The sequence below is a fragment of the Chlamydia sp. 04-14 genome (assembly GCF_036632095.1).
GTDB lineage: Bacteria > Chlamydiota > Chlamydiia > Chlamydiales > Chlamydiaceae > Chlamydia.
On record NZ_JAPYKW010000001.1, the window covers coordinates 174,446 to 187,151 of the forward strand.

The window sequence follows — 12,706 nt, forward strand, 5'->3', positions numbered from 1 at the left end:
TACTCCTAAAATTGAGCTTCTCTCTGAACATTAAAATACTTGCCACTATACACTCCTCCTCGTAAAATCTGTCATAAAAACGTCTTATCTTTAATATCCATGCGAGTTTCTTTATCCTCATTACAAAGATTTTTTTCTTCTCCCTTATCTATAAAACAAATTATAGAAGCTTGTGATCATATAGGAATAGAAACTGAAACTGAAACACTTCTTACATGTTCTTTCTCTTCTATCGTCACAGCAAAAATACTAAAAACAGTTCCCCATCCTAATGCAGATAAACTCGTAGTCGCCACTCTTTTTGATGGACAACAAGAACACCAAATAGTTTGCGGAGCTCCTAATTGTCGTCCTGATATCATAGTCCCTTTAGCTCTGCCAGGAGCAAAACTACATGATCACGAAGGCAACGCCTACACAATAAAAAAGTCTAAACTGCGTGGTGTAGAATCCCAAGGTATGTGTTGTGGCGCTGATGAATTAGGCTTTGCTCATCTACAAACAACAGAAAGAGGACTCTTTGAATTTCCTCAAAATACTCCTCTAGGAGAAAGTGCATGCGCACTTCTTGCCGATACATTCATAGAATGTTCTTTAACTCCTAACTTAGGTCATTGTGCTTCGCTTCTAGGTCTTGCTAGAGAAATTACCCACGTAACAAACGTAGATCTGATTCTACCTCCAGAATTCGTGTTTACTCCCCTGGAAACAACCACAACAGAACGCCCATCACATGATGAAAATCTTTGTCCCATCTTCTGTTGCGTAAAAATTTCCGGAGTCTCTGCAGAGGCTTCTTCTCAGGAACTGCAAAATGCCCTTGGAGAACTCAAACAAAAGTCTATTAATTCCATCATAGATATCACCAATTACATTATGTTGTCTTTAGGGCAACCTCTACATGTTTATGATGCTAAAACTGTGGATATTGATTCTCTGCATGCTCAAAAAGCAGAAAAAGATGAATCTTTAAAACTTCTAAACAACGAAGAAATCCTTGTCCCTCAGGGAACAGCTATCATCTGTGACAAAAACCATACGGTAGGTTTAGCAGGTGTCATGGGAAGTTTAGATTCTTCATTTAATGATTCAACAACAGAGATTATCCTAGAAGCTGCTTATTTCCTTCCAAAAGTCATACGTGCTTCTCAAACACACGTCCCCCTACATTCTGAAGCTGCATACCGTTTCACAAGAGGTATTGATCCAAATAATGTTTTACCATCTCTCTATGCAGCCATTCATTATATACAAAAGCTTTTCCCTGATGCTCAGATATCCCCTATCCATGTTTTGGGTGCTGCACCTCAAGCTTCCAATGTATCCTTAAGAATAGAACTCGTAGAGAAAATTCTAGGTACATCTCTAAACGCTTCTCAAGTAAGTGAGAAACTGACTGCCTTAGGATTTAGCATTACTTCTAAAGAAAACGCTATTTTATCAGTAAAAGTTCCTTCCTATCGCCATGACATCCACGAGGAGATAGATCTTGTTGAAGAAGTCTGCAGAACAGAACCGTGGAAAATAGAGAATAAAAAAGCTCCCGCTATTTATAGTCCTATGTACTCTCTCAAACGAGAGATTGTAGACTTTTTAGCAAGTTCAGGATTGCAACAGTTTTTCACATGTGATCTTCTAGATACAGAAATAGCCGCATTAGATAGAGAAGAAACTGATCGCATCTCTTTACAGGGGTCCAAACAAGCTACCGTATTGCGTGATTCTTTACTTCCCGGATTATTAAAAAGCACAGCAACAAATCTCAATAGACAAGCGCCCTATGTACATGCTTTTGAGTTGGGAACAACTTACACAAAGAAAAACTCAAAATATCAAGAAACACAAAGTCTAGGAATCATTCTATCAGGACAAGCAGAAGAGTTATCTTGGATATCTCATGAACGTCCTTTATCATTTTATTCAATAAAAGGATGGCTTGAAAAACTGTTTCAACATCTACATGTTTCTTCACAGGCCTATACAATACAACCTAGCGATCATGCGAATTTCCATCCCTACCAACAAGCGCAGATTTATCTTCATAAACATGTATTAGGACGATTTGGGACACTACATCCACAGTTATGTAAAAAAGCCCAGATCAAACATCCTGTGTTCTTTGCTGAACTTTCATTAGATTCTCTTTTACATACACAGAAGAAATCCTTACACTTATACAAACCCTATCCTATTTATCCCTCTTCATTCCGGGATGTAACATTGACAGTTCATGAGTCTGTACCAGTGGATTCTTTAAGAAAGAAACTTTTGAGTTTCCATTCTAAATGGCTTGAAAGTGTTTCCATTATCAGTATATATCAAAATAAGAACCCTACTACTCAGAATAAAAATGTTTCCTTACGCCTTGTATTCCAAGACAAGGAAAGAACATTGTCTAATCAAGAAATAGAAGAAGAACATGAGCGTTTACTTGCTATGCTTAACACGCAAATAAACGATACAAAAGGAACGATCGATTCATGAAACAGCTGCTTTTTTGCGTTTGCGCACTCTCTTTCTCATGCTTTACCTATGGGTCAGCTCTAAAACAAGATTCCTCGGTTATGAAGGAGACCTTCCGTAATAACTACGGAATTATCGTATCAGGAAGAGATTGGGTAAAACGTGGTTGTGACGGAACAATCACCAAAGTTTTAAAGGATGGGTCTACCCTTTATGAAATTTACGTTCAAGGTCTTCTTCATGGAGAGATAACGCTAACATTTCCCCATTCTACCACTCTTTCTGTAGTGAAGACTTATGATCAAGGAAGGCTCGTTTCCTATAAAACCTTCTTTTCTAACGGTCTGCCTTCTCAGGAAGAAATCTTCCAAGAAGATGGGTCCCTTGTTGTTACTCGCTGGCCAGATAATAAAAATAACGACACTATCACCGAACCTTATTTTACTGAGACTACCTATCAAGGTCGCGTAATTGAAGGGAGCTATTCGTCATTTAACGGGAAATATACATCAACCATTCGTAATGGAGAGGGCATACGGTCTAACTTCTCTCCGAATAATGTTCTTCTTTCTGAAGAGGCTTTTAACGATGGTATTATGGTGAAAAGAACCACCTTCTATGCTACTAGAGATCCTGAAACAGTCACTCACTACACTAATGGCCAACCTCACGGATTGCGTTTGACTTATCTCCCTGGAGGCATTCCTAGTACTATTGAAGAATGGCGTTATGGATATCAAGATGGCACTACAACAGTATTTAAAAATGGTTGTAAAGCTGCTGAAATTCCTTTCGTAAAAGGATCTAAGGAAGGATGTGAATTACGCTATAATGAAGACGAAGTTATCGCAGAAGAAGTATCTTGGAGAAATAATTTCCCTCATGGTATGAGAAAAATCTACGCTGCTGGTGTCTATAAATGTGAATGGTATCACCGTGGACGCTTAGTCTCAAAAACGAAGTTTGAGAGACTTAATAATGCGGGATAATGTAGTTTGCTTTCATGTCCGAGAATCTTTACTTAGTTTCTGATGATTCTAAATTTTCTCTATCGCAAGCCTGTTCTCAAGGCTTGCAGATAGCTAAATATCCTCCTCTACAAGTCATTGTCCATTTTCACAATAACGCCGTTGTAAAAACCCAACTCTCCGTAGCTCCTGTTTTTTGTTGTTTGTTTCTTGGCCCAGGATCACACAAGGCTATGGAAGAAATTATTTTACTGTGTGCCAAATATTCGCAAAAATTAAATATTCCACGTTCTTCTTACATCAATACATCTATTTTATCTGAACAACAAAACACGATACTCGATTGCATTGCAAACATCCCGTTTGGACAAACGCGCACGTACGGAGAGATCGCTAGAGAAACAGATACGCACCCGCGTACTGTAGGATCAGCTTGTAAAAACAATCCCTTTCTTCTATTTTTCCCTTGTCATAGAGTGCTTGGAAGTAATGGCGAGCGCCATTACTGTGCAGGAGAACAAATCCAAAACATCCTTCTTAATTTCGAAGGATCTTTAAGTTAGTCTTGTAGCTTAGGATCCAGGGCATCGCGAATACCATCTCCTATCAAGGCTATCGCAATTAGCAATGCTGTAAGCATAATAGCTGGGGGCCAAAGAATAGCGCTTTCTGAGGGGAAGGCTGTAACACCTTCTTTCATAAGATTTCCCCAAGATGCAGAACTTTCCTCACCAAGCCCTAAAAATGTTAGTCCTGCTTCACAGCTAATCATCGCCATCATAGAAAATGGCAATAGGGAAATAATAGGTACAATTGCATTGGGGAGTATCTGATGAACCATAATATGGTAATGGCTATAGCACATATTGGTTGCAGCTAGTACATAGGACATATTACGCTGCTTCAGAGTTTCTATTCTGATATATCTGCTAAACCCAGTCCAACCAAAACAACCGAGTAATATCGTATCTAGAATTAGAGATTTTTGCTGCGTTATTGAAACAACAAGCATCAAAATAAATAGCATAGGCATGGTTTCCCAAATCTCAGTAAATCTAGAAAGAACCATGTCCGTAGTTCCTCCAAAATACCCAGAAATTAAACCTATGACTGTACCAATAAATAGTGCAATAGCAACGGAAATTCCCCCGACAACTAAAGCTATACGAATACCGAAAATTAAAGAGGCTAGAAGATCTTTACGGTTAATGCGTGTAAGCTGCCACCAACGCACATATTTGTTCATCTCACGAGAGCCCCCCGCATCATCTTCCCAATGAAATGTAGTCAGCAATGGGTTAATGAGAATACGCAGCTTCTCAGATTCTTCATTAATCCATGTACGCTTATCCTGAATAAAATTAATCGCACTATGAATTTTACTATATTCTTCAAGAACTTGACGTGTTTTTATTAAATGCTTACGGAAAGGCTCAGCCTCTTCTTCTATTGAAGAATGTACCGAAAGTAAACTTTCATGCTGATCTTTGTTATATAAAGCTAAATTTAAATCATGCTCAACACGAGTAAGCGCCATAAGAAAAGGACGGTATTCATCAATTGCCTTATACCAAGTTTGTAAAGAAGACTCGTAAGATGTACTCAAATTCTGCAATCTTTTCTGCAAACGTTCTAAACAAACTTGCTCATTTTTTATCTGGGAATGATGCAATGTAGGCATTTGTGAGCCCTTATATCCCTCATAGGCTACACAATATTTTTGCAATTTCTCATGCTGTAGTTTGCGGTATTTTGACTTTATCAAAATTCCTAGCTGCTCGTACTTACTCATATACGTCTTTTCTAATTCCCAAGTACGCATATCTTTAGGAAGTAAAACTACAGTCTCTGCTCTACTATTGGCAATTTGTGAAAGGATTTTCTCAGCACGTAACTTTTTAAGATTTTCATCTCCCGAAGGATCCTGAATATTCCCACGATATACAAAAATAAATCCTGAAATCTGAACAATAGCCAAAATTCCAATAATCCCCTTACGAAGACTTCCCTTAGAAAACTTACAGCCTATAAAGAAAAAAGGAAGTGTTACCATGAACACATTAAAGAAAAGATCGATTGGCTTAGTGTAAAAACCAGGGAACCATAAATATCTAAACAGGGGGAAAAAAAGAGAGCCTTCCCATTTCACTAAAATAGGCTTACTACTAGCAAATAAAGGCGCGTAAATACCTACAAGTGATAAAAATATGACAAACTTCCATGACAGTGAAGCAAGAAAATTCTTATGATATGCCTGAAAAAATCTACGATAAAAAGAAGTATGGGATTGCATGATTTTAAATCCTCTTCTTTCCTAGCTGCACTCTAGGATCTAGTAACACGTAGCAAATATCTCCAATTAAATAGCCTAATAAAGATAAGGCCGATCCAACAAGAACAGAAAACAACACTACGTTATGATCACGATTCAAAATAGCTTGATAGAAAAATCTCCCGAATCCATCGATATCAAACAAGGTCTCTACAACTAAAGCTCCTCCTAATATCGCTCCTAAAGATGAGGCAAGGGAAGTAATCAAAGAGGATGCTGCGTTCTTTCCAACATGCTTGACTAGGATATCATAACGAGATACTCCACGAGCTCGTGCTGCACAAATATAATCTTCACCTAGAATTTCTAAAAATATAGATCTGCTTAATCTTGATTGAGAGGCAAATGCCCCATAGCTTACAGCACAGAAAGGAAGAAAGCTATGAGTTATAGTATCTATAAGCTTTCCAAAAGAACTCAACTGATTAAAAATTTCCGGAGAAGACCTTAATCCACTATAGGGCATCGGAATAGAGGTAAACGGTATGGTTTTATTGATGACAAAATTATCAATAATCCACGGAACAGCAACAAAAACAGGAACAGAAAATAAAAATAGGAATACAAAATTTAGTGTATGATCCAACCAACGATTCCTATTTAAAGCCATAATCATTCCGAATACCTGGCATAAAATAAATACCAAAATCATGGGCAAAACAGACAACGTTAACGATGAACGCAGCCGTTTGATAACTTCAGACACCACTGTTTTATGAGAATCATTGCGTAGAGTTCCAAAATCCAAACGCAAAACACGTGACATATAGCGAGCAAAACGAGTTTCTAAAAGGAATGTCTTCCAAGAGAAACGTTTGTAAGAAAAGGTTTCCATGCCGCCTTCTTTACGAAACCATTCTTTTAATGCTTCAACTTTAGTCCCTATGTCTTCCTCAGAGAGAAGTTTTACAAGCAAAGCATTGTTCTTAGAGACTTTCTCATTGTATGCATATTGCTCCGAAGACAAACCTGAACCTATGATACCCTGACGGATAGCACCCCGAATAAATAGATCCGCTGCAACATGACGGTAGGAAGCATTTTTTGTATTATCGCTAGCCTCAAACAACAATGCCGGCATAATAAATTTCGCACAATCACCCCAGTAAATTTTTAGCTTGGAAAATGATTGCTTTTTAGATTTTTTATTCTGGAAATTATCTATTATCTCCTGAATTCCCGTTTTCACCTTAGCGTGTGACATGCTAGGACGGGTGTTAAAGAAAATGGGTAGAGTCAAACCATAATATTCTCGAAATTGTAGGTAACGATCCGGACCTTTATACGTGCGAATCTTATCTGATTTTCCCGCATCTCCATGAGCATCGACAGATTGATCTTCAACAACGTCTCCTGGAGCTGCATTCAGTATGATAAAATTAATCGAAACAATTGCAAAAAGTGTCAGGGGAATCAGTATCAGACGTTTTAAGATATACTTGAGCACTCTTCCTCCTTCCTGTCTAGCCAAACCATATGAAGATTAACCATTTCGTCTTGAGCATCAGGTATCAAATCTGTCCTCTGTTTAGGGACAAAGACGTTTTTCACGTAATCTTTATAAAGTAAAGAATAGGTACGAGAGAATAGGAAAGCATAGGGAGACTCTTCATGAATAACTTCGTGGAAACGATGATATAAATCCATACGTTTACCCGTATCGTATTCATAACTAAGTTGATCTATAATTTTATCAGCTTCGGGATTATGGAAACCAACAACATTGGCGGATCCTTTTTCCATTGCACCCTCGGAATGCCAAAGAGCCCGAGGATCCTCTGGAGGAGATCCTAGACACCAGCCAGTAAGCAAGGCGTCGAAATTCTTTTCTTCAAATGCTTGAGAAAGGTCGGCAGTATCTAATCCTAGTAAACTACACTCAATGCCTATCTCTTTACAGACAGTAGCTACATATTCTGCAATAGTGCGGCCTGTAATACTTTTAACGTAATAACATAAACGGAAACGAAAAGGAATAACAGCTCCATCTATGACTTTTTCTCGAATGCCATCGCCATCGGAATCTATCCAACCTTCTTCTTCTAATATACGAGCAGCCTCTTCTGGAGAATAGTGCCATCCTTCTACTTTTTGATTATAGGAAGGAGAAAAAGGTGAGAAGGGTCCGCTAATTATATGAGCACGACCATCTAGGCATTCTTCTATAATCCTATCGCGATCTATGAGCATATTCATAGCGCGCCGTACCTGACGATTCTCAAAAAACAAGGAGTAACAATTCCAACCAATATAGGCATAAGAACGATCTGGATAGATCATTTCACGAATAGCTTCGCCTTTAGAAGCTTGATTTTTATAAGCAGGAGTTCTCATGAAACTCGCTAGATTATCCACATGATTCGGAGGTAAATAGGCTAAATCTAGTTTTCCTGCTTTGAAATCTTGAAATAAGGAATCTGAGTTATCCTTGATATAAACATAGCGTTTCTCAACTAAAGCTTCCTTGAGGTTGTAATGATTTGGATTTCTCGTGAAAACGAGCTTTTCATCATCCATTCCAGAAAAGTAAAAGGCTCCGCAGCTAACAAGATAATTCATTGACCAGTGTGTTGAGAAGTTCTGTGCCCAAACAGAATCTTTACGATAGATATCGGGATCGGAATCATCTTTAATGATTTTCTCTCCATTCGCAAAATACTGGTACACAAAGCAAGGTAAGGGTTGTAAACATAGTGTGTTAAAGAAAGCAGAGTATAGAACTTTTTTCTCTTGTTTTCCTTCTTCGTCTACAAGATCATGCGCTTTCCAACGAACTGTAAATTTCAAATCATCTTCTACAGTAAGGGAAACAATATCTTCAAAATACGAACGCAAGGCTACAGCACGCATTTCTGCAATGTAAGGATTCATTACCGCGTCGTAGTAAAATTTGAAATCATGTGCTGTCACAGGATGAGGCTGCATAAAATTATCAGCTAGCTGTACATGTTTAGGAAAACGTGTTGGATCTATAGGCACCCAAAATACATTAGGACGCAAATAAATATGAAATTCACGATCTCCGGAGCCATCCTCAACGCTATGCTCTTCTATTTTTAGAGCCAATCCCGGAGAAAATTTCTCGTATTTCCCCACATGTGCATTTGCCAATCCTGGGACACATAAATCATATAGCTTTATGATATAGTCGTAACCGTTAAAAGGGCTCAAATTATCGGGTTTACCAACATGAGCCGTGCGCAAAATACCCTTAGGATTAAAATCATCCCCTACAAGGTTCCCTAGAGTTTTTTCCATATAAGGATCTGGAGAAAGTAAATTTGGATAGCGAGGATCTCCAACTTCTATGAAGTTACAGCATGTGGTTACAGATAATGATGATGTGGGGGATAGTGCGCTAGAAGACCGTGTAGCATTATTTTGCTTTACGATACTAAGTAATTCCTGGATGTCTTGTTGTACATCTCGAACATTCATTTTGATTAACTTGATATCTTTTTCAAGCAAATCAGATGACCAATATAACAAAACCAAAGAGGCAACAACTACACACTTTAAAATTTTGTCTATTACACACCGTTTATTCATATAAAACAGATCCTCTGCCAAAGACTACTACACTCTGACAGTTCCTGAAAAACATGTCTTTCAGCCTTTAAGCTTTTCAAGACTCTATCACTAGATTATTATAGCAAAACTTGACAAAAGCAGCTAAAAAATTTGATCTAATAGAGTTCTATCAAACGATAAAAATTATTTACTTTTTAAAATAGCGCGAAAAAGCACTCTATATATACCTTTTAAAAAGATTATCCCCTTTGACACTTATCTCGTTGCCTTAGACACTAGTTTAATCGCGAAACTTAATAAAAAAATCTTTAATCTATACACTACAACTAGAAAGTCTCTGATAGCACTAGGTTCTTAAAACAATCTAGAGAGTGAAATTATAATTTTACTATTCGTTGTCTCTTCCTACTTTTTTCCTAATACGCTTAAAACGCGACCTATTTTCGTCCTGTTTGAATTAAATATTATGTATTTTATAACCGTAAATCAAATAAAGAGCCTAAAAACACTACTTTATCTGATCTTAAACAAAATGAAAAATCCTTTTGAAGACGTTTTAAATAATCTTCTTTATTAATGCAATAATTTTAATCCAGGCGGAAACCCTCTTTGTAATATACCACGAGGCCTTATTCCTCTTTTAAAAATTTAAAAATAAAAAAAAGATTTTAAAAAATAGATACACTTGCTTTCACAAATACGTAGCCATGATTACAGCTACTAAAATAGGGTGAAACATCTTTGCAAGAGAGAAATCCGCAGAAAAAATCCTCTACAAATCTATACAGGACACTTTGATTATTTTTGGGGATGAATCGGCGCTCTATTATTTTCAACTTAAACTGAAAGCGAGCATTGAAGTTATTTTGCTAAGCTAATTAGCCGTTTTAAATAATGAGAAACAGGGGTTTGCCCCTGTTTCCTCAACAGAAGAGAAAAACTCTTATTCGTGAGTTTCGGAAGTCTCGTTTCCGCCTTCGTTTCCGGATTCATTTCCAGAATCACTGTTATCGCTTACCTTCACATCATCACTATCATCAGCAAAAACAGCTGTTACACAAGCACATGAAGAAGCTAGAAGAAGCGCTAAGATTAATTTTTTCATTTTTATTCTCCTTGTTGTATATGCCAGATGAAAATATCTCTTCGCCGCGTCTAGAAAAACTAAAAACAGGGGAAAAATCGATACTGGCATAAAGGTTTCCATAAACCTTATGAGAAAATAAGAATAATGCGCAATTAAAAAACTATGACGATCCAGATGTTAACTATATGTTTCTCTCTGTTTCAGGAATAAATAAACCCCGCATTATCTTGTGAATTAAACTGTTAGATTTTTCATGTTTCCTGATTTTATTTATTCAAAAAAAACACGCTTCAGAAGCCATTTTCAGACTCATTTCTAACATCAAAAAAGAAAACACTCTTACCCGCTATAAGGCATGGGTTTATGTCTGTAATGTGGATATCCATCCAAGTATATGATCTCCTGATCAGGATTTTCATTTTGTTCGAATTCATTTTCAGGATTATTACCAACCACTTTCACATCACTATCATTAGCAAAAACAAACGTTGCATAACTACATGAGAAAGATAAAAGCAGCGCTAAAATTAATTTCTTCATTTGACTCCTCTTACTGTGTATTCTAAATAAAAACACCTTGTCCCCATACCTAGAACGACTAAAAACATGAGAACAGCAGTGAAAATTATCTAATCTTCCCAGCACTCTCCTCCTGAACAAGAACCACCTTCACATCCACCTTCTTCTTTATCCCCACCCTCTTCTGAACAAGAAATTCTATCGAAAGATGCCTCTAGGCTAAATACACGTTGTGTTGCACAAGAAGTTAATAATAAAAATGCTATTATGAGTTTTTTCATTTTACTCCATTCCATTTAAGTTAAGTGAATCGCATGCACACTATATTCTTAAGAAAAATTAAATATAGTGGATGCTTTTAAGAAACAAATATCGTTTTCTCTTCTTTTTGCTGTGGCAATAGGTAGATCCCATAGAGAAGAATCAAAATACCCAAAAGTAAAGAAAGTATCGCCACAGGAATAGGCATCAACCCTAAAGAAATACACCCTTGAATAAACATCTCAGAAATTGCACATGATGTAAAAACAAGATACACGGCTCCAGATCCACATAAAGCTAAGACGAGGCCAAAAATAGCAACGGCACTAGCTATTTCGTAACGAGTCCGAACAGAAAAACGCGCTCGCCACGAAACGCTCATCCTATCGCAAAGACTGCTTCGCATTATCGTATCATTACCGACATCAATACTTTTCATAAATAAGATGCTCTATAAACTAGGAGAACTATTATAAAGAATAAGAAGAAAAAACTAATAATTATTGTATTCTATTCCATAGAATTTAATTAGTTTTCTTGATTTTTTGTAATCTCTTTTTTTTAATTCTTCATATATACGTAGGCCTTTAGCATTCATCCCTTGTTGAAAATAGAGAATCCCTAGCTTGGTCATCGTCTCGACATCAGCAGGTTTTAACTTGAGAATCATCTCATACTCTTGAATCTCTTCTAGAGGCATCTGTAAATCATGATAACTGTAGGCCAATTGCGCATGTACCCAAGCGTTACCCGGAGCATATTCATTTAAAATTTTGAATTCTTCTATTGCACGTTGTGCTGTTGTGAAAAATTTTTCTTGAACTTCTTCTCCATATCTCCCTGGAGGAACCCAGTAATTAGCATCAAATTCAGGATATTTCCTTGGATCAGCGTAGAGTCCAGAAAGAGCTACATAGGCATCTGCTAAGGATACATGAGCTCCAAGATCTACAGGAATAGATTGTACAACTTTAATGTAGGCATCTATAGACTTTTGCAGTAAGCATTCTCGAAATAAAAAATAATCTTTCCAGAAGCAAAAACAACTAAACTTCCTCATAAAGTCATGTTGAGGAAGAAAACTCAGTATACTAGATAAGAGCGTGTATTCTTGATTTTGTAAATCTATAGCAAGTTTTGTCGCAGAGGATGCTAGATGTGTTTGCTCTTCAACAATATTTTGTTTCCCATTAAACAATGCTTGCGCATTTCTTAAATACCCTATTGCTAGATTTTCAAAAAAATCAGGCTTCCCTGACAAAATGTATAAACGCGCAACAAGACAGACAAACAGAGTTAAAAAGAAACAAGCAAGACAAAATGCTGGAACAATAGTTTTCCCAGAAAATAGGAAAAAATAAAGAAACACACCTAATTCCGCAGCCATTAATAATAAACATCCGAATAACAATAAACTGTGCCGGATAAGATATTGACGTAATTTTTGGTGTGTTTTTTTACATAAAGCTTCTAGAGTTGGGAGAGCATTATTTAACTTCATGTATCTTACAAACTCATCTTAATTTTATGGGAAATTATGCAACT

The 12,706-nt window shown here is 37.0% G+C and carries 11 protein-coding genes; 3 read left to right on the plus strand and 8 right to left on the minus strand.

Annotated features, from left to right (window positions below; all coding sequences use genetic code 11):
• Positions 1-99 precede the first annotated feature (99 nt).
• Genes pheT through O6937_RS00720 form a run of 3 tightly spaced genes read left to right on the plus strand, consistent with a single transcriptional unit; the run spans position 100 to position 3,994 of the window.
• Positions 100-2,484 (plus strand): phenylalanine--tRNA ligase subunit beta, encoded by a 2,385-nt coding sequence (gene pheT, locus O6937_RS00710; RefSeq protein WP_332389801.1) that lies wholly within the window; start codon positions 100-102, stop codon positions 2,482-2,484.
• Positions 2,481-3,452 (plus strand): toxin-antitoxin system YwqK family antitoxin, encoded by a 972-nt coding sequence (locus O6937_RS00715; RefSeq protein ID WP_332389802.1) that lies wholly within the window; start codon positions 2,481-2,483, stop codon positions 3,450-3,452. The genes pheT and O6937_RS00715 overlap by 4 nt, the downstream gene beginning before the upstream one ends.
• 14 nt (positions 3,453-3,466) lie before the next feature.
• Entirely contained in the window at positions 3,467-3,994 is a 528-nt protein-coding gene (locus O6937_RS00720) for an MGMT family protein (RefSeq protein ID WP_332389803.1), read from the plus strand.
• Here O6937_RS00720 and O6937_RS00725 read toward each other — a convergent pair.
• The 8 genes from O6937_RS00725 to O6937_RS00760 form a co-directional block, all read right to left on the minus strand.
• Entirely contained in the window at positions 3,991-5,724 is a 1,734-nt protein-coding gene (locus O6937_RS00725) for an ABC transporter permease (protein ID WP_332389804.1), read from the minus strand. The genes O6937_RS00720 and O6937_RS00725 overlap by 4 nt on opposite strands.
• A gap of 4 nt (positions 5,725-5,728) precedes the next feature.
• Positions 5,729-7,210 (minus strand): ABC transporter permease, encoded by a 1,482-nt coding sequence (locus tag O6937_RS00730; RefSeq protein ID WP_332389805.1) that lies wholly within the window; start codon positions 7,208-7,210, stop codon positions 5,729-5,731.
• Positions 7,192-9,312, minus strand: a complete 2,121-nt coding sequence (locus O6937_RS00735) for an ABC transporter substrate-binding protein (RefSeq protein ID WP_332389806.1) — start codon at positions 9,310-9,312, stop codon at positions 7,192-7,194. The genes O6937_RS00730 and O6937_RS00735 overlap by 19 nt, the downstream gene beginning before the upstream one ends.
• Before the next feature lie 925 nt (positions 9,313-10,237).
• Positions 10,238-10,399, minus strand: coding sequence for a hypothetical protein (locus O6937_RS00740; protein ID WP_332389807.1), 162 nt, complete (start codon positions 10,397-10,399; stop codon positions 10,238-10,240).
• Between the two features lie 321 nt (positions 10,400-10,720).
• Positions 10,721-10,921: a hypothetical protein gene (locus O6937_RS00745; protein WP_332389808.1), complete on the minus strand. Its 201-nt coding sequence runs from the start codon at positions 10,919-10,921 to the stop codon at positions 10,721-10,723.
• An 89-nt stretch (positions 10,922-11,010) separates the two neighbouring features.
• Positions 11,011-11,181: a hypothetical protein gene (locus O6937_RS00750; protein ID WP_332389809.1), complete on the minus strand. Its 171-nt coding sequence runs from the start codon at positions 11,179-11,181 to the stop codon at positions 11,011-11,013.
• Between the two features lie 77 nt (positions 11,182-11,258).
• The gene (locus O6937_RS00755) at positions 11,259-11,600 is read right to left on the minus strand and encodes a hypothetical protein (RefSeq protein WP_332389810.1); all 342 of its coding nucleotides are present in this window, start codon (positions 11,598-11,600) and stop codon (positions 11,259-11,261) included.
• A gap of 54 nt (positions 11,601-11,654) precedes the next feature.
• Positions 11,655-12,662 carry a tetratricopeptide repeat protein gene (locus O6937_RS00760; RefSeq protein WP_332389811.1) on the minus strand — a complete coding sequence of 336 codons (1,008 nt, stop codon included), beginning with the start codon at positions 12,660-12,662 and terminating at the stop codon, positions 11,655-11,657.
• Between the last annotated feature and the right edge of the window lie 44 nt (positions 12,663-12,706).